The 23,041-nt window shown below is 63.3% G+C and carries 18 protein-coding genes and 2 pseudogenes; 4 read left to right on the top strand and 16 right to left on the bottom strand.

From position 1 onward, the window contains the following. Nucleotides 1-15: 15 nt before the first annotated feature. Both ACVJ5M_RS03180 and ACVJ5M_RS03175 read right to left on the bottom strand, forming a co-directional pair. Complete coding sequence (locus ACVJ5M_RS03180) at nt 16-444, bottom strand: hypothetical protein (protein ID WP_199877118.1); 429 nt, start codon at nt 442-444, stop codon at nt 16-18. A gap of 161 nt (nt 445-605) precedes the next feature. Beyond that, nucleotides 606-1,100, bottom strand: a complete 495-nt coding sequence (locus ACVJ5M_RS03175) for a hypothetical protein (protein WP_187387846.1) — start codon at nt 1,098-1,100, stop codon at nt 606-608. 522 nt (nt 1,101-1,622) lie between these two features. Here ACVJ5M_RS03175 and ACVJ5M_RS03170 point away from each other — a divergent pair. Then, the gene (locus ACVJ5M_RS03170) at nt 1,623-2,237 is read left to right on the top strand and encodes a MarC family protein (protein WP_063980104.1); all 615 of its coding nucleotides are present in this window, start codon (nt 1,623-1,625) and stop codon (nt 2,235-2,237) included. 213 nt (nt 2,238-2,450) lie between these two features. On the opposite strand, the gene gyrB is transcribed toward ACVJ5M_RS03170, so the two are convergent. The 10 genes and pseudogenes from gyrB to rpsT form a co-directional block, all read right to left on the bottom strand. Beyond that, nucleotides 2,451-4,886: a DNA topoisomerase (ATP-hydrolyzing) subunit B gene (gene gyrB / locus ACVJ5M_RS03165; RefSeq protein WP_354099472.1), complete on the bottom strand. Its 2,436-nt coding sequence runs from the start codon at nt 4,884-4,886 to the stop codon at nt 2,451-2,453. A gap of 282 nt (nt 4,887-5,168) precedes the next feature. Beyond that, a complete protein-coding gene (locus ACVJ5M_RS03160) occupies nt 5,169-5,912 on the bottom strand; it encodes a hypothetical protein (RefSeq protein WP_063980102.1) in 744 nt (247 codons plus the stop codon). Nucleotides 5,913-6,051: 139 nt separating this feature from the next. Further along, nucleotides 6,052-6,237: pseudogene (locus ACVJ5M_RS03155) on the bottom strand (hypothetical protein); the annotation flags it as partial. A 164-nt stretch (nt 6,238-6,401) separates the two neighbouring features. Continuing rightward, a pseudogene (locus ACVJ5M_RS03150) lies at nt 6,402-8,841 on the bottom strand (arylsulfatase). Nucleotides 8,842-9,086: 245 nt separating this feature from the next. Further along, the gene (locus ACVJ5M_RS03145) at nt 9,087-11,270 is read right to left on the bottom strand and encodes a hypothetical protein (RefSeq protein WP_063980100.1); all 2,184 of its coding nucleotides are present in this window, start codon (nt 11,268-11,270) and stop codon (nt 9,087-9,089) included. A gap of 106 nt (nt 11,271-11,376) precedes the next feature. Next, nucleotides 11,377-12,120 (bottom strand): hypothetical protein, encoded by a 744-nt coding sequence (locus tag ACVJ5M_RS03140; protein WP_063985953.1) that lies wholly within the window; start codon nt 12,118-12,120, stop codon nt 11,377-11,379. Between the two features lie 120 nt (nt 12,121-12,240). Then, complete coding sequence (recF, locus tag ACVJ5M_RS03135) at nt 12,241-13,377, bottom strand: DNA replication/repair protein RecF (RefSeq protein WP_063980099.1); 1,137 nt, start codon at nt 13,375-13,377, stop codon at nt 12,241-12,243. A 109-nt stretch (nt 13,378-13,486) separates the two neighbouring features. Beyond that, nucleotides 13,487-14,605 (bottom strand): DNA polymerase III subunit beta, encoded by a 1,119-nt coding sequence (gene dnaN, locus ACVJ5M_RS03130; RefSeq protein WP_014491013.1) that lies wholly within the window; start codon nt 14,603-14,605, stop codon nt 13,487-13,489. A gap of 280 nt (nt 14,606-14,885) precedes the next feature. Then, nucleotides 14,886-16,298, bottom strand: a complete 1,413-nt coding sequence (dnaA, locus tag ACVJ5M_RS03125) for a chromosomal replication initiator protein DnaA (protein ID WP_063980098.1) — start codon at nt 16,296-16,298, stop codon at nt 14,886-14,888. Nucleotides 16,299-17,543: 1,245 nt separating this feature from the next. Continuing rightward, nucleotides 17,544-17,810 carry a 30S ribosomal protein S20 gene (rpsT, locus tag ACVJ5M_RS03120; RefSeq protein WP_028151115.1) on the bottom strand — a complete coding sequence of 89 codons (267 nt, stop codon included), beginning with the start codon at nt 17,808-17,810 and terminating at the stop codon, nt 17,544-17,546. Between the two features lie 398 nt (nt 17,811-18,208). On the opposite strand from rpsT, the gene ACVJ5M_RS03115 reads away from it, so the two are divergent. The 3 genes from ACVJ5M_RS03115 (at nt 18,209) to ACVJ5M_RS03105 (ending at nt 20,252) form a co-directional block, all read left to right on the top strand. Further along, nucleotides 18,209-18,526, top strand: coding sequence for a hypothetical protein (locus ACVJ5M_RS03115; protein WP_007616084.1), 318 nt, complete (start codon nt 18,209-18,211; stop codon nt 18,524-18,526). A 168-nt stretch (nt 18,527-18,694) separates the two neighbouring features. Continuing rightward, nucleotides 18,695-19,351, top strand: coding sequence for a peptide-methionine (S)-S-oxide reductase MsrA (msrA, locus tag ACVJ5M_RS03110; protein WP_283017881.1), 657 nt, complete (start codon nt 18,695-18,697; stop codon nt 19,349-19,351). 154 nt (nt 19,352-19,505) lie between these two features. Beyond that, a complete protein-coding gene (locus ACVJ5M_RS03105) occupies nt 19,506-20,252 on the top strand; it encodes a polysaccharide biosynthesis/export family protein (RefSeq protein WP_028151117.1) in 747 nt (248 codons plus the stop codon). Nucleotide 20,253: 1 nt separating this feature from the next. On the opposite strand, the gene ACVJ5M_RS03100 is transcribed toward ACVJ5M_RS03105, so the two are convergent. The 4 genes from ACVJ5M_RS03100 to ACVJ5M_RS03085 all read right to left on the bottom strand — a co-directional run bounded on the left by ACVJ5M_RS03100 (nt 20,254) and on the right by ACVJ5M_RS03085 (nt 22,944). Beyond that, a complete protein-coding gene (locus ACVJ5M_RS03100) occupies nt 20,254-20,733 on the bottom strand; it encodes a hypothetical protein (protein ID WP_063980096.1) in 480 nt (159 codons plus the stop codon). Between the two features lie 246 nt (nt 20,734-20,979). Next, nucleotides 20,980-21,651 carry a dienelactone hydrolase family protein gene (locus ACVJ5M_RS03095; RefSeq protein WP_063980095.1) on the bottom strand — a complete coding sequence of 224 codons (672 nt, stop codon included), beginning with the start codon at nt 21,649-21,651 and terminating at the stop codon, nt 20,980-20,982. Nucleotides 21,652-21,821: 170 nt separating this feature from the next. Next, nucleotides 21,822-22,157: a hypothetical protein gene (locus ACVJ5M_RS03090; protein ID WP_028151120.1), complete on the bottom strand. Its 336-nt coding sequence runs from the start codon at nt 22,155-22,157 to the stop codon at nt 21,822-21,824. Nucleotides 22,158-22,179: 22 nt separating this feature from the next. Continuing rightward, nucleotides 22,180-22,944: an alpha/beta fold hydrolase gene (locus tag ACVJ5M_RS03085; protein WP_063980094.1), complete on the bottom strand. Its 765-nt coding sequence runs from the start codon at nt 22,942-22,944 to the stop codon at nt 22,180-22,182. Nucleotides 22,945-23,041 lie beyond the last annotated feature (97 nt).

Raw genomic sequence — 23,041 nt, 5'->3', positions numbered from 1 at the left:
AGAATGGCAATTGCGTCATGATTTATCGCGAGCGAATACGACATCGAACCTCTGTTTGGCGACCACCTGATCAAAGACGCCGTTCAGCCGGTCGTTGGCCGCGTCATAATTGAGCGTGTAGGTCGAGCCGTTGTAACCGGCGGCGCGCAACTCGAAGAGCAATTTGAGCGCGTTACCGTCCCTGCTCGCGACCGCGACATGAAAAGGCAATGGTCTCGGATTTGCGTAGCTCGCGTCGAGTTTGCCGTCCGCGTCAACAGCTCGGATGGTGATCACGTAACCTCCCTGGAGACGTACCCAGCGGCCGAGTAGCCTGTCAAATGCCGGTTCAGCTGACGACTGCCTTGCGGCCGTCGTTGCGGATGGCTGCTGAGAAGGCTGCTGCGCCAATGCCGGATTCACGATCAGGGAGAGGCAGAGCATCACAAATGGAATGGGATTCATATTGGTTCGATCCGCTTGGTTGCTTCTTCGTCGATCCCGCCCCATGAACCTTGCTTCCTGCCATGAAGCGCTCAGGCCGCTTTATTTGTAAAGCCCCGGCAGTGGCTCAGATCAGTCGCGCTCCGCTACTAAATCGGGTGACATATTGTAAGGTAAACTTATTATTGCTGCAGAGCATTTTCTACAGTCATTGCGATCCATGCAGAACTCGATAGACCCTGCTTGCGTGCGGTGGCATTGAGCGCGTCGACGACATCCGGCGCAAGTGGAACGTTGACAATGACGTCCAGCCCGCTTTCCAAGCTGTAGACCAACTGCGTGATTTGCCCAGCGAAGCGCCGAACCTTTGCAGCTTTTTCTGCATCAGTCTGCGAGCTTTCTTGAGCGACGATCAGGCAGTAAGCGCCGACAAGATGACTTACAATCTGACTCTTTGCCATACCGTCCCGACGTAGAGTATCGATAGTCGAGTTGAGCCGGCCGAGACTTCCCATCGCGTCAGCGTCGGGAAGAAGGGCCTTCATTCTTTCAAGCTTTGAGGGATCGCTGCTGGTAAAATTGAAAGGACAGTTGAGTTTTTCGATAGCGGCGGAGGGCTCTGGCGAGAGCATGATTCCCAATAGCATGAGGCTTCGCGGCAGTGACATCTTAGTCATGGGATGCTCCGTCATTTGTGAGCCAGACGGAGAGACTGCTACGCTGATCAAGTTAGAGCAATATGCCTGAACCGCGGGACACTCTAACGAAAATTGTCAGGGAGACTGACGCTTGGTGTAGGTGATCACGTGCCACGTCGTTCCTCGAGGACGACCACGGCGGACCTGTAGCGGGTGATGGCGCGTCGCAGCGTTGCAGCCCACTGAAACCGCCTTCGCGAGATTTTCGGGTCGTTCGATTTTCAGCTTTGCAATAAGGTCGCCAAATGAGCCGAGCGCCAAATCGCTCGGCTTGCGAATCAATGACGGATAACTGTCGACGGAGATGTTGGAAAAGTTATTGACACTCTGTGACATCGCACCAAGCTAGCCGTCGTTCTCGACCCGAATGCCAAAGCGATGTTTTCGATCCGACATTCAGCCCGTTTACCGATTTCGCACTGCCAGAGGCTAGGACGCGCGTCAGAATAATCACGCACCCGGCGATTGAGCAAATGCCCCTAGAATTTGTGAGTCGATCGCGTGACAGACCTTCACCAAATTCTGCAAGCGATTGTAACCATTTTGGCCGTTATCAATCCCGTAGTGTGCGGTTCGCTCTTTCTGAGCCTGACGCCGAATCTGACCGCGCCGGAACGACGACGCGAGGCGGCCAAGGTCGCCCTCAACATTCTGATCATATTGATGGGCTCTGCGTTGGTCGGACTCAAGGTTTTAAGCATCTTCGGGATTTCGCTTGACGTGTTCAGGGTCGTCGGCGGAATGATCATCGCGTATATGGGATTCGATATGCTGCGTGGCAGCCATACGGTTGCTCAGGCGCCGCCCGACAATAGCGACGCGGACGTTCAGGGCTCACTTGTACCACTTTTAATGTTTGCAGCCGGTCCCGGAACTATTACGGCCGTGGTCACGTTGGCAGCTGTTCATACGCCCGATGGTTTGCCGGTGACGGCAATCATCGCCGCTGTCGCTGGAGCAGGCGTAACATTTGTGGCGTTGACCCTCGCTGTTCGGCTTGGGCCTCGTCTAGGCCGAGGCACGCAAGCGACAGTCACACGCTTCATGGGGCTCATCGTAGCGTCCATGGGAATGCAATTCGTGCTGGTCGGCCTAAAGGCGTTTCTTGAGACTTAGGGTCACAATCATCGCGTAGCGAACAATCGGCCAATGAGGTGGCGCTCGAGGGCATCCTTCCCGCGGAAAGCTTTCGCTTGTTCGAGCCGTTTTACACCACAAAGGAAAATGGTCTCGGTCTCGGGATGTCAATCTGTTCGACGATAATTGAGGCGCATGGAACGTCATGCCCAGGACAAGCCCGGGCATGACGATCACCCAAAGCCACGAGCCTCAGATATCGATCGTCGCGCTCAGCGAATGTTCCTGGATGAAGTCGCGGCGCGGCTCGACCACGTCGCCCATCAGCTTGGTGAAGATGTCGTCGGCCTCGTCGACTTCCTTGACCTTCACCTGCAGCAGCGAGCGCGCATCGATGTCCAGCGTCGTTTCCCAGAGCTGCTCCGGGTTCATCTCGCCCAGACCTTTGTAACGCTGCAGCGTGATGCCCTTGCGGCCGGCGTCGGTGACCGCTTCGAACAGGTCGACCGGGCCGTAGACCATGTGCTCGATGTCCTTGCGCCGCAGCTTGCCAGGGCGGGCATAAACGTCCTGGAGCTTCACGGTGTATTCGTCGAGCTTGCGGGCTTCGACCGAGCCCAGGAAGGCGGCGTCGATGACGGCGGCTTCCTTGACGCCGCGCACGGTGCGTTCGAACTGGAAGCCCTGGCCTTCCACGTACTGGCCGACCCAGCCGCGCTCGACCTCCTCGGCCTGGTTGTCCAGCCGTCCCGCGATGTATTGTGCCGCTGCGGCGGCTTTCTCGGGATCGCCGTAGATCGCCTTGTTGAGCACGCCGGTGATGGCGGCCTGCTCGATCACCTTGCGATTGTAGCGGCTGTGCAGATTGCGCAGGACGCTGCGGACGGTGCGGGCGTCGTCGACCAGCGAGCGCAAATCGCGGCCGGTGCGATCACCGCCGACGCCGGGAATGAAGACGCAGTCGTCGAGGCCTGTGTCGATCAGATAATCCTCGAGCGCCCGCTCGTCCTTCAGATATTGCTCGGACTTGCCGCGGCTGACCTTATAGAGCGGCGGCTGGGCGATATAGAGGTAACCGCCGTCGATGATGTCGCGCATCTGACGGTAGAAGAAGGTCAGCAGCAGCGTGCGGATGTGGGCGCCGTCGACGTCGGCGTCCGTCATCACGATGATCTTGTGATAGCGCAGCTTCTCGATCGAGAATTCGTCGCTGATGCCGGTGCCGAGCGCGGTGATCAGCGTGCCGATCTGCTCGCTTCCCAGCATCTTGTCGGGGCGGACGCGCTCGACGTTGAGGATCTTGCCGCGCAGCGGCAGCACCGCCTGGAATTCGCGGTTGCGGCCCTGCTTGGCGCTGCCGCCTGCCGAGTCGCCCTCGACGATGAAGAGTTCGGACTTGGCCGGATCCTTTTCCTGGCAGTCGGCGAGCTTGCCGGGCAGCGAGGAGACCGAGAGCGGGCTCTTGCGCGTCAGCTCACGCGCTTTTCGCGCGGCTTCACGCGCGGCGGCGGCCTGGATCACCTTGCCGACGATCATCTTGGCTTCGCTAGGGTGCTCCTCGAACCAGGCCTGGAGCGCCTCGTTGAGGACGTTCTCGACCACGGGACGCACTTCCGAGGACACCAGCTTGTCCTTGGTCTGCGACGAGAATTTCGGATCGGGCACCTTCACCGAGAGAACGGCGGTGAGACCTTCACGGCAGTCGTCGCCGGTCAGCGCGATCTTTTCCTTCTTCGCATTGGCCTCGGCATAGCCGTTGACCTGGCGTGTCAGCGCGCCGCGGAAACCGGCCAGATGGGTGCCGCCGTCACGCTGCGGGATGTTGTTGGTGAAGCACAGCACGTTCTCATGGTAGCTGTCGTTCCACCACAGTGCCGCCTCGACGCCGATGCCGTTGGCCTCCGCGCGCACCATGATCGGCGCCGGCACGATCGCCTTCTTGTTGCGGTCGAGATATTTGACGAACTCCTCGACGCCGCCGGAATAGTGCATCTCCTCGCGCTTCTCGACCGCATGGCGCATGTCTGAGAGCGCGATGTTGACGCCGGAATTGAGGAAGGCGAGCTCGCGCAGGCGGTGCTCCAGCGTCGCGAAATCATATTCGATGTTCTTGAAGGTTTCCGTCGAGGCCTGGAACGTCACCTCGGTGCCGCGCTTGCCCGGCGCGTCGCCGACCACCACCAGCGGTGCGACCGCATCGCCATGGGCGAACTCGATGTAGTGCTCCTTGTTGTCGCGCCAGATGCGCAAGCCGAGCTTGCTCGACAGCGCGTTGACGACGGAGACGCCGACGCCGTGCAGGCCGCCGGAGACCTTGTAGGAATTCTGGTCGAACTTTCCACCGGCATGGAGCTGGGTCATGATGACCTCGGCCGCGGAGATGCCTTCGCCCTTGTGGATGTCGACGGGAATGCCGCGGCCGTCGTCGCGCACCGTGACGGAATTGTCGGCATTGAGCACGACGTCGACGCGCGTAGCGTGGCCCGCGAGCGCCTCGTCGATCGCGTTGTCGACGACCTCGTAGACCATGTGGTGCAGGCCCGAGCCGTCGTCGGTGTCGCCGATATACATGCCCGGGCGCTTGCGGACGGCGTCGAGACCCTTGAGCACGCGGATCGATTCCGCCCCGTAATCGCTTAAATTTGAGGGCTCGTTTTCGGCAGGCGTCTGCCGAGCAGGTTCTGTCATGAGAGGCCTTCGAGATGTCGCCCGAATCAGCGGCGCAAAAGGCGCTGATTTGCAGGCTATTTGTGCCATGAAAGACCGCTTGCGCCTAGCGCAAAGTATCTTCCGGCAACCCTTTGACGAAATAGGGATTTTTTGCCGGTTTTCAAGGCTCCTGGAGGCCGATTCTGGGGCTTGCGAAAAGGGCGATTCGAGGCCCTGTTTTTAGCTCTTGAAGGCGTGGATTTTGCGGGGCGGAGAAGCGCGTTCCCAGGCGCCGTGGCGCCCCGGAACAGGCCACCAGGTTCAGTAGATCTGATCCGGCCTCTTGTCGTCGTCGCCCAAGCTGAGGGACCAGGCCTCGCCTGAGGCCACGGTGATGGTATCGGTGCGCACCGGATAGCCCGACACGACCAGCTTGTAGGAATATTTGCCGGGCGGCAGATCCAGCGTTTGTGGGTGATTGACGCCGCCCGCGATCTTGATGGTCTGATCGTTGATCGTGAGCGAAGCCGTGTCCGGCGCGAGATAGCCGAATATCAGCCGCGCTTGTCCTGCTATCGGCAGGAAATTGGCCTTCGCCGCGGCCTCCGTATTCCGCTGCACCAGGCTGACAATGGTCTCGTCCTGCGCGCGGCCAAGCTTCAGGGTGGCCGGCCCCTTGGGTGAGGCGAAGGCGAGCTGCACATGATCGGCGGCAACCACAGTGCTTTCAGGCCTTTCCTCCCAGCCACGCTTTGCGAGCTCCCTGCGGTAGAAGGCGAGCACATCGCTGAGCTGGGCCTGCACATGGGCTTCGAGTCCGACCCGCAGCGGGATTTCGATGCCGGTCATATGGGTGGTGTTGGAGCTGGAGAAGTTGTGTTGCTTCGGCACCGGCATCTCGGCGTTTGGATCCGCCGGTGTGAGTGCGGCCGAAGTTTGCGGTGACGGGTGCGGCAGCCATCCGCCGGCGCCTGCGGCGACCAGGCCGCCCGCGAGAAGAGCGAGGCCGCACGCGAACAGCCGCCATCGTGCCGGGACCTTCGTTCTGCGCCTCACCGTCGTCATGCCACTCTCCAGGGATGTCGCGCGTTGTAGTCTTCGCGCGATGCAGCGGCTGCGACACAGTCGCCGCCGCCTCCGGACGACTAGTCGCCCCACCAACTGGACAGGTTCAACCTGGCCGTTACAGGCACAGGCGGCGGGATCAATACATCTGAAGCGGCAGCACGTCGTCGCTTGGCCCCACCAGGAGGCCCCAGGCGTCGCCGGCGGCAACGGTCAGGGTTTCGTTGCGAGCGGGCTGCCCGGGCAGGCGCAGCGCGTACTGATACTTGCCGGGCGGTAGATCCAACATCGGGCCTTTCGGCGATTGCGGGCCGCCGGCGCCGGCAACGCATCCAGCGCGCCAAATGAAGAATCCACTGCCGGCACTCCCTTCTATACGCGATGATATTTCGCGCGGGCTTTCGAAGCGGATCCCGCCGAACGATTTCTTAGCGAAGAAGGATGAGTCGTGGCGTTGGGGCCGACATGAATCGCCACGACTTGTCGCGCTCAGTCCCTCGCTCTTTCGAGCGCGTGTCGAATGACCTTTTGCTCATCCTCCGTCATCTGCGTCGCGCCAAGCTTGAAGGTCAGCTTGTCGATCTTGCCGGTGAAACGGAAGGGCAGCTTATAGCTGTCGTCCACCGTCGTGCGGGTGTCGCTGCCGATGTCAAACGTTTCGTCGATGGCCATAAGAAACGGAATCGTGTGCGGGATCGTCTTTGCGGCCACCAGCTTGCCATCGGCCGTCAGTACACCGGTGCCACCCTTACCCGGGCCGGGTCCGTTGTACTTGAAGTCGAATACAATGGTGTGCTTGCCCGGCTTGAGCGCATCGGTAAACAAGTCGCGACCGCCAATGCCGCCTTCCCAGCGGTACCGTTCTAGATCGAGCAGGTTATAGACGAAGACAGGCTTGCCTTTGAGCAGGTAGAGGGCGTATCCGCCAAAGCGACCGCCTAGAGTTGCGATCATTCCTTCCGCGCCGCCCTTAGGAACGGTAACCTCGGCCGTGATCGTGTAATCCTTATTGAGAAGGCTCGGAGCGTTAGCGTCAGGGATGCCAGCGTTCTCACCAGAATATGTGAAAACGGTTCGTCCGGCGGTCGCGCTTGGGCGCGGTGTCACAATGCGGGGCAGGACCGAGTTGTCCAGCGGAAAGACCTGGTATTTCGCCGCCTCCGACAGGAACAACGCTTGCAACTCCTTGAGCTTGTCGGGATTCCTGGCTGCGAGGTCATTGGCCTGCGAGTAATCCTCGGCGATGTTGTAAAGCTCCCACTTGTATTCATTGATCCCCGGCAGCTTGGCGGTGCCCAGAAGCCAGGGAGGCGCAGGCGGCGTCGTACATGCATACCAACCATCGTGATAGATGCCGCGGTTCGCGAACATCTCGAAATACTGCGTGTCGCGCTTTGACGGCGCGTTGGCGTTAGCCTGGTCGAACGTATAGGCCATGCTGACGCCCTCGATGGGCCTTTGCTTGATGCCATTGACGGTGTCGGGAGCCTGAATGCCTGTGGCTTCCAGAATCGTCGGCACGATGTCGATCATGTGATGGAATTGGCTGCGGATGCCGCCGACGTCCTTGATGTGGCCGGGCCATGAGATGGCCATGCCTTGCCGGGTGCCGCCGAAGTGCGATGCCACCTGCTTGGTCCACTTGAACGGGGTGTCGAAGGCCCACGACCACGCCACCGACATATGCGGGTAGGTCTTGTCGGAGCCCCAATCCTCGTAGTGCAGCATCAGCTCGGTTTCGGGCAGTTTCAGAATGCCGTTGTAGGCGGTCATCTGGTTCGGCGTGCCCTCGAGGGTTCCTTCGGCGCTGGTGCCATTGTCGCCGCTGATGTAGATGATCAGGGTGTTGTCGAGTTTGCCCATGTCCTCGACCGCCTGGATGACGCGGCCGATTTCGTAGTCGGTATACGCCGCATAGCCGGCAAACACCTCGGCTTCGCGCGCGTACAATTTCTTCTGGATGAACGAGAGCGAGTCCCACTTCGGCAGCGTATCCGGCCAGGCGGTGAGCTGGGTGTTCGCCGGGATCACCCCGAGTTTCTTCTGGTTGGCGAAGATCTGCTCGCGCAGCTTCTCCCAACCCATGTCGAACTTGCCCTTGAACTTCTCGCTCTCATTCCTTCTTCGGCTGATGCGGCGAATGGGTGCCGCCGGGCACGTAGTAGACGAAGAACGGCTTCTCGGGCGCCGCCGCGTTCAGTCCGTTCATGTAGTTGATGGCGTCATCCGCCATGTCGGTGATGAGGTTGTAGCCGGTCTTGCCGACCCATGGAAAAACCTGGCTCGTGTTGCGGAAAAGGTAAGGCGTCCACTGGTCGGTCTCGCCGCCCATGAACCCATAAAAATACTGAAATCCCATGCCGATTGGCCATTGGTCGAACGGCCCGGCTGAGCTGTACAGATAGGTCGGGGTGTTGTGGTTCTTGCCGAACCATGAGGTGGCAAATCCGTTATCCCGCAGAATGGTCCCGATCGTCGCACTTTCCTGGCCAATGACGGAATCGTAGCCCGGATAGCCGGTGGACATTTCACCGATCACGCCAAACCCGACCGAGTGGTGGTTGCGGCCGGTGATCAGCGCTGCCCGCGTCGGCGAGCAGAGCGCTGTCGAGTGAAACTGCGTGTAACGCAGGCCCGCCTTGGCGATGCGATCCATGTTCGGGGTCGGGATCACCCCACCGAAGGTGCCGGTCACGCCATAACCCTGGTCGTCGGTCATGATCAGCAGCACGTTCGGCGCGCCTTTGGGCGGCACAACGGACGGTGGCCAGTATGGCTTGGAGTCCGTGGCATCTTCCTTGATCACGCCTTCGAACTTCGGAGGCTCAGGCGGAAGCTGCTTGCCATCGATGGTTGTCGTGGCGCTCGGCGAACCCGGCGTGCCGGTGGTTTGCTGCGCGAGGCTGGTCGTCTCCAGCGCGCACAGCATAAAAGCGACGGTCAGTGCAGTGCCGCAAAGCAGCAAGTTGCGGTGGTTTAGTAAGCGGCTTTCTGGCTTTGAGCTATCGTCAACGTGACGGGTACGCGTCATTGCAAGCTCCCTCTTGGAGACGTCAGAACCTTGTTGACGCCTATTCGGGAGGCAACGCCGCAACGCTCTGTTGATTTAGATCAACTTTCCGCCCACGGGTCCGAAACGCCGGCTGCGCGTGGGCGCACCTGCTTCGTCGCACCTCAATACATCTGCAGCGGAAGCACGTCGCCGCTTGGCCCCACCAAGAGGCCCCAGGCGTCGCCGGCGGCTACGGTCAGGGTCTCGTTGCGAGTGGGCTGCCCGGGCAGGCGCAGCGCGTACTGGTACTTGCCGGGCGGCAGATCGAGCATCGGGCCTTTCGGCGATTGCGGGCCGCCGGCGCCGGCCGCGATCTTGATGGTCTGCTTGTTGATCGTCAGCGACGCCTCCTTCGGCCCGATATTGCCGAGCATCAGCCTCGCCTGTCCCGCCTTGGGCATGATGTCGGCCTTGGCCGCTGCCTGCGGATTCCGCTGCACCAGGCTGACCGTTGTCTCCTCCCTGGCGCGGCCGAGCTTCAGCATGGCCGGCCCCTCCGGCGAGGTGAACGCCAGCTCCGCCCGCTCGGCGGTAACAGTCGCGCCGTCAGTCTTTTCCTGCCAGCCGCGCTTGGTGAGCTCTGCGCGATAGAAGGCGAGGACATCTGAGAGCTCAGCCGGAATGCTGGCTTCAAGCTCCTTGCGGAACGACTGGTCGCTGCCGGGGAATTTCGTCGAGCTGATCCCGCTCGAGCTGCGCTGCGTCGGCACCGGCAGGGCGGAATCGGGATCGGGCTTCAGCGGCTCGGTCGATTTGGCCTGCATGGCCTTGGATTCTGTCGGTTTGGATTGTGCCGATTTGGTCTCGACCGGCTTCGCCGCGGCCACGACCAGGCCGGAGCCGGTGGCGCTGACATTCACTTTCGGGCCCATCTGCATCACGGTCATCGAGATCGACTTGCCGCCCTTGGAGAACTCCATCACCGCCATGTTGGGCTGGTTGATGACGGAGGGCTGCTCCTTCCAGCCCGCGTTCTTCAGCGATGCGCGGTAGAAGGTGCCGAGCGCCTTCACGCTCGAATTGGAGGAGAATTCGAGCCGACCGTCGCCGCCTTCGAATATCACGCCCTCGGCGGTCTCGGGCAGCGGCACCGGTGTCTTGCTGTCGGCGAGCGCATTGAGCGGCGCATCGGAGAGTCCGGCGGCCTGCACCTTGCGCCGCGCCTCGTCGGCGGCGATCATCTTCTGTGCGGCTGCTGCGGCATCGCTGAAGAACTTGTCGTCGGCCTCCTTCTTCGCCTTGGCGCGGGCGGCAAGCGCGGAGTCCTTCACCTGCACGTTCAGGCTGATCATGGTGAAATCATATTTGCGGCCAAGCCGCAGCACGCCGGTCTCCTCGGCGTTGGAGACTTTGATTGCGACTTCGTCGCCGGGCGCGAGCGGCGCGCTGCCATCTTCCTGCCAGCCGCGCGCGGCGAGCTCGCGGTGATAGAAGGCGAGCACGGCGGGCAGCTCGGCCATCGCGGCGGCCGACATCTCGCGCTTGTTGGAGCTTGCGCTGCCGAGGCCCCTGGCCGTCTTGGTCGGGGTTGGCCGCGGCAGGCCGGCCAGATCGCCATCGGCCTTGAGCTCGCTGGGCAGCGCGAAGGGCGCGACGCGGATATCGATATTGGTGCGGCCGTCGTCGCGGCGTGTCAGCGTCAGCATCACCGGCTTCTGCTGGTAGAAGCCGGTGTCCTTGCTGTCAGGGTGCGCGTAGAAGGCGCGCAGGCCGTTGGGAACGGTTTCATCCAGGCTGGTCGTCCAGCGCGCGGCGGTTTCCGGCGTGAGTTTCTGCCAGCCGATCGCGGCCATCTGGCTGGCGTAGAAATCCGACGTCGCATCGAGCGCGCTGGGCGCGATGCAGCCGAGATAGGGCCGGGTCCCATCGAACATGATGTCGCTCGCGCCGTCCGGAAACGGCACGTTCCCGTAGATCCGGTCGGTCGTGTAGTAGACCACGGATTGATCGGGCCGGCCGAGGGCCTGCGTGAAGTGAACCGAAAGGCCCTGCCGTCCCTTCTTGAAGTTCAGATTGGTGCTCTTCTCCTCCAGCGGCCTCACATAGAGCACCCAGCCGTCGGCGCTGAGGAGTTTCTTCACCGCCGGCGATGTCACGGCTTCCGGCGTCGGCATGCGGTATTCGACGCGGTAGGGATCGGGGCGCGAGGTGTCTTCCACCGCGCCCTCGAGCTGCGGCAGCGCATGGACGTCGACGATGCCTCCGTCGGCGGCGGCCGCGGTCGAGCAGCTCGCCATCAGGACAAGGCCGCAGGCAAGCAGCTGCCATCGTGCCGGGACTGGCGTCCCGCGCGGGATCATCGACATCGTCACGTCTCCAGGATATCGCGCACGGCTCAGGCGTGCGCATTTGCAGGCTGCGACACCGTCGGCGCGGCCTCAGACGAGAAGTCGCGGCAGAAACCCGGGAGGTTCAATACAGCAGGAGCGGCGACCATGCCTCTCCGTCGCGCCCGACCGTAAGCTCCCAGGTATCGCCGGCAGCGAAGTTGAGGATGTTCGTCGTGGCTGGATGGCCCGGCACGCTCACCTCGTAGGAATATCTGCCGGGCTGCAGATCCAGCGAAACCGCGTAGGCGCCGGCGGCGTGCTTGATGGTCCGGTCGTTGATCGTGAGCGAGGCTTCCGTTTCGCTGATATTGGAGAACACCAGCTTCGCCTGGCCGGGCTCGGGCATCACGTTCGCATTGGCCGCGACAGATGCGTTCTTCTGCACGAGATTGACGGCGGTGCTGGCGTCTTTGCGGTCGAGCGCCAGCATGCCAGGTCCGAGCGGGGAGGCGAAGGCGAGCTTGACGTGATCGGCGGAGACCACCGCGCCATCGCGCTGCTCCTGCCAGCCGAGCTTGCTGAGTTCGGTGCGGTAGAAGGCGAGGACGTCGCCGAGCTCGGCGGGCACGGTGGCCTCCAGCCTTGTGCGGAGTGGCGTTTCAATGCCCTTGACGACGGTGGTGTGCGTTCCTCGGTAGCTGTAACGGGTCGGCGCGGGCAGCTTGGCAGCGGGGTCCGGCGTGAGTGCCGACGCGAACAGCGGCGACAGATGCGGCACCCAGGCGCTGGCGCTTGCTGCGAGCATGCAGACCGCAAGCAAGAGGAGGCCGCACGCAAAGGCCAGCCATTGAGCCGGGACTCGCGCCCCGGTCCTTACCGTCCGCATCTCATTCTCCAGGGTTTTCGCGCGTGACGTCATTTGCGCGCTGGCGACGGCCGTGACAGGCATCGCCACGGCCTCAAAAGGCTAGTCGCGATTGCAAACGGCCGGGTTCAACGGCGCGGTCTAGCGCCGGGCGGAGACACGTCCGCTCTCGACGTCAAAGACGTCGCCGCCTGCGCCAATGTCGGCAAAGGCGGCGGGGTCGGCGCCGGTCAGCCACACCTGCGCGCCGAGCTTGCGCAGCTCCTCGAACAGCGCCGCGCGCCGGTTCGGATCGAGATGCGCGACGACCTCGTCGAGCAACAGCAGCGGCACGATGGCGGTCATCTCAGCGACCAGGCTCGCATGCGCCAGCACGAGGCCAATCAGCAGCGCCTTCTGCTCGCCGGTCGAGGCATCGCGCGCCGGCATGCTTTTCGGCGCATAGATCACCTGGAGATCGGTGAGGTGCGGGCCGTCGGTGGTGCGGCCGGCGATGGCGTCGCGCGGGCGGTTGTCGCGCAGGATCTGGCGGTAGCGGTCCTCGACCGACGTCGCGGTCTCCGTGAGCAGCGCATTCTCCATCCAGCCGTCCAGCGCGATTTGCGCGGACGGAAAGGCGGATTCCTGCGCGCGGGCGTTGAGCATGCCGGTGAGGCGCGCTGCGGTCTGGCCGCGCGTTGCGGCGACCGCGACCGCAAGCTCCGCGGTCTCGCGCTCGATCGCATCACACCAATGGTCGTCGTAATTGCGCGTCTCGAGCAGGCGGTTGCGCGAGCGCAGGGAGCGTTCGAGCGCGGAGATGCGGCTGGAATGCTCGCTGTCGATCGCCAGCACCAGGCGGTCGAAGAAGCGCCGCCGCTCGGAGGCCGCGCCCATGAACAGCCCGTCCATCGCCGGCGTCAGCCACACCATGCGGATATGGTCGCCGAAGGCGGTGGCCGAATTGACCGGCTCGCGGTCAATGCGGCAGCGCCGGCTGACTGTGGCGTCCGCGCGCGGCGCGTCGATGCCGGTGCCGAGCGTGGCGAGCCCCAGCGCGCCCTCGACCTGCGCCGACACCGCCCAGGAGCCGTCGCCCTGGTTGTCGGCAACATCTTCCAGCGTGGCGCGCCGCAAGCCGCGGCCCGGCGACAGGAACGAGATCGCCTCGATGCAATTGGTCTTGCCGGCCCCGTTCGGCCCGACCAGCGCCACCATGTCAGCCGCCGTCTCGAGCCCCGCCGCCCGATAATTGCGAAAATGCGTCAGCGTCAGGCGTTGAATGCGGGAGGGGGTCATATCACTCTGTCATTGCCGGGCACCCACGTTCTCAGGCTCCCAAGACGTGGATGGCCGGGACAAGCCCGGCCATGACGTATGTAGGCAATGCGAAGGAGGCCGGTAGGCCTCACACCCGCATCGGCATCAGCACGTAGAGCGCGCTCTTGTCGTCCTTGTCCTGCACCAGGGTCGGCGAGCCGGGGTCGGCGAGCTTCAGCGTGGCGACGTCGCCTTCGATCTGGGCGGCGATGTCGAGGAGGTAGCGCGAGTTGAAGCCGATATCGAGGGCGTCGGAGGCGTATTCGACTTCGAGCTCTTCGGTCGCGCTGCCGGAATCAGGGTTGGTGACCGATAGCACCAGCTTGCCCGGCGACAGCGAGAGCTTCACGGCCCGGCCGCGCTCGCTGGAGATGGTGGAGACGCGGTCGACCGCGTTCTCGAAATCCTTCTTGTCGACGACGAGTTCCTTGTCGTTGCCCTGCGGGATCACGCGGCCATAGTCGGGGAAGGTGCCGTCGATCAGCTTCGAGGTCAGCACCACATTGCCGATCGTGAAGCGGATCTTGGCCTGCGACAGCTCGATCGTGACTTCGGCCTCGTTGTCCTCGATCAGGCGCTGCACCTCGCCGACGGTTTTCCGCGGCACGATCACGCCGGGCATGCCGTCGGCGCCCTTGGGCTGGACCAGGTCGAGCTGGGCGAGCCGGTGGCCGTCGGTGGCAACGCCGCGCAGGGTGGCGGCCGTGGCCGTGCCCGCGGCGTGCAGATAGATGCCGTTGAGATAATAGCGCGTCTCTTCGGTCGAGATCGCGAACTGGGTGCGGTCGATCAGCCGCTTGACGTCCTTGGCGGCGAGCGAGAACGAGTGCGACATGTCGCCGGCGGCGAGATCCGGGAAATCATTCTCCGGCAGGGTCTGCAGCGTGAAGCGCGAGCGGCCGGCGCGGATCGCCAGCACGGCGCGGTCGCCGTCGGCCTCCAGCACGATCTGCGAGCCATCGGGCAGCTTGCGCACGATGTCGTAGAACATGTGCGCCGGCACGGTGGTGGAGCCCGCGGTCGCGGTTTCGGCCGGGAGCGTCTCGGTCACCTCGAGGTCGAGGTCGGTCGCCTTCAGCGACAATTTCGCGTTCTCGGCGCGGACCAGCACGTTGCCGAGGATCGGAATGGTGTTGCGGCGCTCGACCACGCGGTGGACATGACCCAGCGATTTCAGGAGTTGCGCGCGTTCGACCGTAACCTTCATTGCACTACTCGCCCGATCCCCAAGGAAACACAACGTTGGAAAAGCCGGGCGGCGGGACGCGCGCCACGGCATCGAAGACCCCGAAAAGCCGGATCATCCAGCCGATATGACCAAAGCCGTCAGGGTCGCGCAAGGTGGCGCGGAAAGCCATCCGTTTCAAGGGATTGCGGGGTGGTTCCCCACGATTTACAGCCCAAAAGGAGGGCGGCCGTCCCGGCAAACGAACACCGCCGCCCAGGCATGGCCGGGGCGGCGGGAGAATGGCAGGAGCCTTAGGCGTTTATTCCTGAAGCTGGCGCTTCAGCGACTCGACTTCCTCGGACAGCGCCGTGTCCTTGTTGACCAGCGCCTCGATCTTGCGCACGGCGTGCAGCACCGTGGTGTGGTCGCGCCCGCCGAAGCGGCGGCCGATCTCGGGCAGCGAGCGCAGGGTCAGCGTCTTGGCGAGATACATCGCCACCTGGCGCGGACGGACCACGTTGGCGGTGCGGCGCGAGGACAGGAGGTCGGAACGGCTGACATTATACTGCCGCGCCACCACGCGCTGGATGTCCTCGATCTTGATCCGCTTCGGCTCCTGCGGCCGGACCAGATCGCGCACCTCGCGCTCGGCCATCTCCAGCGTCACCGGCTGGTTGTTCAGCTTCGAATGCGCGAGAAGCCGGTTGATCGCGCCTTCGAGGTCGCGGCCGTTATGGGTGATGGTGCGCGCCAGATAGAGCAGCACCTCCTCCGGCACGTCGAAGGTGGCGTGATGGGCGCGGGCCGCCGCGACGCGCGACTTCAAGATGCCATGCCGCAGTTCTTCGCCGAGCGAGCCCATCTCGACCACGAGGCCGCCGGCGAGGCGCGAGCGCACGCGATCGTCGAGGCTTTCGAGGTCGGACGGCGGACGGTCGGCCGCGATCACGACCTGGCGGCCGGCATCGATCAGCGCGTTCAGCGTGTGACAGAACTCGGCCTGGGTCGACTTGCCCTGCAGGAACTGGAGGTCGTCGATTACGAGCACGTCGATGCCGCGCAGCGCTTCCTTGAAGGCGAGCGCCGTCTGCGTCTTCAGCGCGGCGACGAAGCCGTACATGAATTTTTCGGCCGTGAGATACAGCACCTTGCGCTCGTTGCCGGAATTGCCGGCCCAGGTCACGGCCTGGAGCAGATGCGTCTTGCCGAGGCCAACGCCGGCATGGATGTAGAGCGGATTGAACATGACGGGATCGCCGCGACGCCCTTCGGCGACCTGACGAGCCGCCGCATGCGCCAGCGTGTTGGAGCGGCCGACGACGAAGCTTGCAAAGGTCAGGCGCGGATCGAGCGGCGAGCCGCCGAGCGCGTCGTGGTTTGCGGAGACCGGCGCAGTCGCCGTCGAGCGCAGTTCCGGCGCGGGCGCGCGGCGTGTTTCGACCGGCGCAGGCGTCTCCTTCTGCTGCACGACCGGGCGCACCGCGGAGCGAACGGTGAGATCGATGCGATGAACTTCCGGCGCCTCGGCCTGCCAGCACGACAGTACGCGCTCGGCATAATGCGCCTGAATCCAGCTCTTCAGGAAGCGCGTCGGCACCGAGAGCCGCACGCTCTCCTCCTGCACGCCTTCCAGATCCATACGGGCGAACCAGCTCGTATAGACGTCTTCGCCTACGTTCGAGCGCAGCCGGCTCTTCACGCGTGACCAGCGATCCTGTTCCGATGTGTTCATCGTCAAAAAACTTCTATTGAGAGATAAAGTTGCGTTGTGAGTGCCATGAAGGGGTCCCGCCAGGATCCTTCAAAGGGCACGACCTCGAGCGATTCCATCGTCGGACACAGCTCCGCCGTTCGGCGCGAACGCCGCGGGTCGGACTAGCGATGTCAGAGATGGAGGGGTCGCGAGGTCAGCGCGTACTCGGCGCTCCGTCACACGCGGGAGGCTGGAGGTTGGGCTGATCTAAACCGGCATCGTTGGAGTAGGTGGCTTGTTTCAATACCGCGTTGAGTCCGTAAGACATGATACCCTCCCCGTCCTGCCGTGACTGCTCACGGCAAGGTCCTGCGTGTCCTGAAGACAACTGCGACTGAAGTCGCCGATGTCCCGCCCGTCTGCACTGTTCGTCCGCTCGGCTACGCCATCACGTGTGTCGCGGTAGTTTCATGACATCTCTCGTTTGCGTCTGGCGCGAGCGGGATCGAAGATCCCACTTGGAGACATTCAGACAAAGAGCTACCGTTCCCATATTGCTATGGGTTTTGAACCGACAATCGCTTGTTGAAGCGTCGCCTACGTGCACACCGCCGCCGATTTGCACGCTCGCCCCGTTTCTAAAACCGCGCTGGTCTTGAGATCGTGGGCGCTGCGGACGACTTAAGGAATACACTATGCGGAAAGACTCGCAACGAAATTGATTCACACTTGAGGCGACTAAAAACTTGACCAGCGTTAACGGCGCGCGGGAGTTGTGCACAGGCTTGCGAGCAAGAGTTTGAATCCGTGCACAGATTCGAAGGCGCCGCGCGTCATGTGACAAATCTCCGCCACCGCCAAAAATTTTTTACAAAAGCGTCACGCGCACGCCTTGCGGGCAATTTTTCCAAATGCTTGTCGGCGCTATGTCGATAAGTGATTATTGAGACACCGCTTTTTGAGTCTCGTTTCGCAGGGTAACTCCATCGCGAGCCGGTTCCGGGAAAACTACGGTGTGCAGAACTCTCGCGCGCGCGGATTCAACTTAAGCCCGCCCCGCAGGGGTTTTTCGCAGCGCAGTGAAAGTTTCCGCTGTTGCAAAAACATCCGCCAGTGAAATTACGGGCGCAGCGCAGCGAAGACGACACGAGTCTTCCAACGGAAGAGTGGTCGCCCAACGACCGCAAGCGTGAATTGTGACAGGCAACAAAAAGCCCGGCGCGAGCCGGGCTGATTGACGAGCGCGATGTCGATCCGATCAGTCGATCGGATGACTCGACGAGCTTACTTCGCGAGCTTGGCGATCTGCGCGGTGAGCCGGGAGACTTTGCGGCTCGCGTTGTTCTTGTGAACGATGTTGCGCTGCGCGGCCTGCATCAGCGCGGGCTCGGCGCTCGCCATCGCCTTCAGCGCGGCGGCGCGGTCGCCGGTGGCGATGGCTTCTTCGACGGTACGCACGGCACCGCGCATCTGGGTGCGGCGCGACTTGTTGACGGCAGTGCGGCGGGCGATCTTGCGCGTCGCTTTCTTGGCGGAAGTGGTATTGGCCATGGTCTCAATATCCTTTGCGGTACCGGTCGCGTCTTGGTCGGGTAGCGCCGGCTGCTTGACCGCTTAATCGACGCTCGGATTTAGGGTGTTCGGTTGCTGGGCTGTTCCCGGAACATGAGCGACGGCCTTGCGGTCGTCTCTGAGGCTCCAAGCCTTTAAAGCTCATGGAGCCTGCAACTGCTCAAAGAACAGCGGCGGCAGGATTGCGCCCACCGCCAGTTGGCGCCCTTATAGAGGGGGTCTGCGGCACCGTCAACGCTTTCCGGGGCTGGAAAACAGGCCCTGAGAGCTCCAGCGCGCGCCGTAACGCCCTGAAGAGGTTGAATTTCTGCCGTCGCCCGGCTATTGGCTGGCGGCATTGCAGAGGTCGTCCGATCGGACGACCATATAGGTGAGGCATGATCCGCGGCTTTTTCCGACTGATTGGGCTGTTGCTGCTGGCCGGCGGGTTCATCTTCATGGTCTATGACGGCGCCCGCTGGGTGGCCGACCAGACCCTGCGGTTCACCCGGTTCGGCCAGTTCTGGAACGACATCAACCAGGCCAGCCAGACGGCGTTCCGCACCTGGGTCGAGGCCAAGGCGCCCTGGCTCTGGACCTCGGTGATCCGCCTCGTGCTGGATCAGCCGGTGTTCGCCGTGCTCGGCATTTTGGGCATCCTGCTGATGATCCTGTTCCGCCCGCGGAAGCCGCTGATCGGTTATTCCCGGGATTGATCTTTCAATTCCCGCCGAGACTGAACCTCGCGTTGACGGCAGCCGTAACAGGGCTGCCCCCTCCTGCGTAGATACCTATATTCCCACCTTGATCGCGAGCGCGCCGCCTGAGCCCTTGGCTTGTTGCATTGGCTCAAGCGACGGACAGCTCGTCTCGGAGAGCCAATCATGCTGTTCATGCGCAAGACCACCGCATTGCCGAGCGCCACGGAAGCGCTGCCGGGCCGTGCGCAAGCCATTCCCACCGCGACCACCCATTTCGTCAACGGCGCGAAGTTGCAGCCGCCTTATCCCGCGGGCCTCGAGCAGGCCGTGTTTGGGCTCGGCTGCTTCTGGGGCGCCGAGCGCAAATTCTGGCAGCTAGGCGACGGTGTCTACGCGACCGCTGTCGGCTATGCAGGCGGCCACACGCCGAACCCGACCTATGAGGAGACCTGTTCGGGACGCACCGGCCACACCGAAGTGGTGCTGGTCGTGTTCGATCCGAAGAAGATCTCTTACGAGAAACTCCTGAAGACGTTCTGGGAGAGCCACAACCCGACGCAGGGCATGCGCCAGGGCAACGATGTCGGCACGCAGTACCGAAGCGCGATCGACACTTATTCAGATGCGCAGAAGAAAGCGGCCGATGAATCGAAGGCGCTCTATCAGAAGGCGCTTGCTGCAAAAGGTCTCGGCGCCATCACGACCGAGATCGCGCCCGCCGGCGCGTTCTATTTCGCCGAGGACTACCATCAGCAATATCTGGCGAAGAACCCCGCCGGCTATTGCGGCCTCGGCGGCACCGGCGTGTCCTGCCCGATCGGCGTGGGCGTGAGTGCGTAAGTTCGCCACGAACAACTCGTCATGCCCGGGACAAGCCCGGCATGACGGAGTGTGCGGTGTCATCGCATCCGCATTGCCGCGCTGCCCCCCTCAACGCTTTGTTAACCATAACCGGTGCATGACTGGACCGTCTCGTTTCGAGGGATTAGGTCCGGTGCCGGTTGCACGCGCGTTTCGATGGTCGATCTTGACAGCCTCCTTGGCAGCGTCCGCCGCGCTTGCCCTCGGCGGCTGCATGCAGACCGCCGGTCCCGTCGCGGTCATGCAGCCCCGTGCCGATCTCGACTCCATGGCCTATGGTCAGCCCTATGGCGCACCACAGCCGGTCGTCGTCGCCGACGGTGGCGGCGCCATCGGCGCGCTGCGCAATTCCTTTGCCTCGTCGCCTGCACCCATGCCGGTCGGCTACGCCGCGCCGATGGCGGCGCCGGTGCGCTACGACTCCTCCTATCATCTCGATGCCGGCGACAGGCTGCGCGTCGTGGTCTACGGCCAGGAAGGCCTCACCAACAGCTATGCCATCGATGCCGGCGGTTCGATCACCATGCCGCTGATCGGTGGAGTGCCGGCCCGCGGCCGCACCCCGGCGGGTCTCGCCGGTGAAATCGCCGCGCGCCTCCGCAACGGTTACATCCGCGAGCCCTCGGTCGCGGTCGAGATCGAAGCCTACCGCCCGTTCTTCATCCTCGGCGAAGTCACCGCACCCGGCCAGTATCCTTACGTGCCGAACATGACGGTCGAAAGCGCGGTCGCGATCGCCGGCGGCTTCTCGCCCCGCGCCAAGCGCGACGTGGTCACCGTGACGCACACCGAAGCCGGCGGCGCGATGCGCGCCATCGTCCCGCTCGGCACTCCCTTGAGCCCCGGCGACACCGTGTTCGTCGGTGAGCGCTGGTTCTAGCTCACCGCCTGAAATCCAGCCGTCCGTTCGGAAAGCATCCGTCGATGCGCGTGCCATCGACCACGAGCCCGACCCATGGCCGCGTGATCGCAGGCGTGGTCAGGTTGATGTACTTTCCGACTAGGCGCGCGCCCTCGCGCGCAGCATCGATCAGGCCGTGCCGGCGGCCATGGTCCCAGTCGAAACGCAGATAGATCCGGCTTCCCGCGACGCGGACTTCGGCGCGCCCCTCTTTCCATCTGTCCGGCGTATCGCCTGCAATGGTCGGATCGGCGCCACCATTCCATCTGCTAGCCCAGATGCCTTCGAGCGGATCGGAGAGGGCGGCAATGGATGTCCATGCCGCCGCGTTGATGTCGGCCGCATCGCCGGCCAGCGTCGCGGTCGCCGCGTAGTCCATGACTTCAGAATCGTCCGGGCCCGGGACGTCCATGGTTCCGAACGGATTGCGGATGACGAGGTGCGTGATGGCTTGCTGCATGGCGATCTCCCGGCGCGAGTTGGTTTGATCGGCCAGCTCTATCGCCGGGTGCCGTGATGCAGCCACCCGATTCCTGCTCTGAGGCCAGACGCACACACTCGCTCTGTCATTCCGGGGCGCGACGAAGTCGCGAGCTATAATGCGCAATTGCGCATCTGAGAATCCATAACCCCAGTTCGTGGTTATGGATTCCGGGCCTGCGCCTTGCGGCGCATCCCGGAATGACAGCGGAGAGAGCCGCGCGCGCTATTTCAAATGCTTCGCGAAAAATTCCATCGAGCGCGGCCAGGCGACATCCGAGCTCGCCTTGTCGTAGCTCGGCCGCTCGTCGCAATGGAAGCCGTGCTGGGCGCCTGGATAGATGAAGACCGCCACATCCGGCCGCTTCGCCTTGACGGTCTCGACGTCGGTCAGGGGAATGCCGGCATCCTTCTCGCCGAAATGCAGTTGCGTCGGCGCCTTCGGTTTCTCGTCGGCAAAGCGCACCACGGCGCCGCCGTAATAGCCGATCGCGGCCTTCAGGCCCGACAGCCGCGTCGCCGCGACAAAGGCAACGCTGCCGCCCAGGCAAAAGCCGATGATGCCGACCGGCCCGACGCTCTTCACCGCGTCGATCGCGGCCTGCGTGTCGCGCAGCATCGCGTCCCAGTCGGGACTGGCGACGAACTTGCGCGCCTCGGCGATCTCGTCGGGCGTGTAGCCCGACTGGAAGTTCGGCGAGGTCCGGTCGAAGATCGACGGCGCGATCGCGACATAGCCTTCCCTGGCGATACGGTCGCAGACCGAGCGGATGTGGTGATTGACCCCAAAGATCTCCTGGATCACCACCACCGCGCCCTTCGGGGCGCCTGAGGGATTGGCGCGATAGGCGCCGAGCTGGAAATTGTCGGAAGCCGTCAGCTTGATGTCTTGTCCCACGCGGGTTGTCCTTCTTGGTTACTACGAACTCTAATCTCTCCCCTCATCCTGAGGAGCGCGTCAGCGCGTCTCGAAGGATGGAGGCCGAGAAGCAGCAGCGTGGCCTTCATCCTTCGAGACGCTTGCTCCGCAAGCTCCTCAGGATGAGGGGAGGCGGCTGTGCGTCGCTCTCACTCCCACATCCAGTTCTCGCCGTAGTCTTCCTTCCATCCCGCCAGCCGTCCGTGACGGAACTGCAGGAACAGGCGATGGCGGTAGGGGATCAGTCCGCTGCCGCCGAGGTTGCGAAGCGCGAGATAGATCTCGTTGCCGGGCCGCCCGCGCACATATTGCAGAGGCTGCCCCAGTGCCCGCGCGGTCTGCTCGGCATCCATGCCGAAGGCGAGCGGCGTGTTGTTCGACAAGGTCGCAACGAAGGGCCGGCGCGGCGGCGTGCCGCCGAACGGTTCTGCCTGCGCAGACATCGATAGCAGCACCGCGCTCGCAGCCAGTATCGCTTGCTTCATTGCCAGTGTCCTTCCGACCGTCCTATCCCGGCAAGTTCTTCAGGAAAGGCGTCACCGCGTCAATAAAAGCCTTGGGCTGATCGATGTTGACGGCGTGACCAGCGGCGGGGATCACGACCTTTTGTGCGCCGGGGATCTTTGTGGCCATGTAGTCGGACGCCGCAAGGAACGGCGCGTCGTCGGCGCCGACCACGACGAGGCTGGGCACCTTGATGTCGGGGAGCAGCTCGATCACGCGGGCATCGCGCTGGGTCAGCATGCCGCGTGCGGCGAGCGCCAATCCCCTGGCGTTGCGATGGCTCGCGGTGGCGCGCTCGCGTGTCGCCGACTTCAGCATGTCGAGACCTTCATGGTCGAGCTTGTCGGCGGTCGCTAGCGCCCGTGCATTCCAGGCCTCGCGCGCGTCGTCCTTCTTGAAGCCGGGGCCGGTGTCGATGATCAGCAGGGCACGGGCGCGTTGCGGGTAAGCGCGATAGAACGCGAGCGACATGTAGCCGCCGAGCGAGAGCCCGCCGATGATGGCGCGCTCGGCGCCGACTGCATCGAGGATCGCGGCCATGTCGCCGACGGTGCGCGCTTCGCTATAGGCATGGGGATCGTCGGGATAGTCGGACTGGCCGTGGCCGCGCATGTCCCACAGGACGAGCTTGTGGTCCCTCGCGAGCGCGTCGACCTGGCCATGCCACATCGCCGAGGTCGAGGAATAGCCGTGAGTGAGCAGCAGCGGCGGACCCGCGCCGTGAACCTCGTAGTAGATCCCGACGCCGTCCCGATCGATTTTTGGCATTGCTTCCGCCCTTGTCGTTCTATCTAGCCACGATGACGGTGCACCCTCGCCCCTTGTGGGAGAGGGTGGCTCGCCGCGTAAGCGGCGAGACGGGTGA

It is taken from the genome of Bradyrhizobium sp. S3.7.6, assembly GCF_054061875.1.
This window is presented reverse-complemented; position numbering and strand designations above follow the sequence as displayed.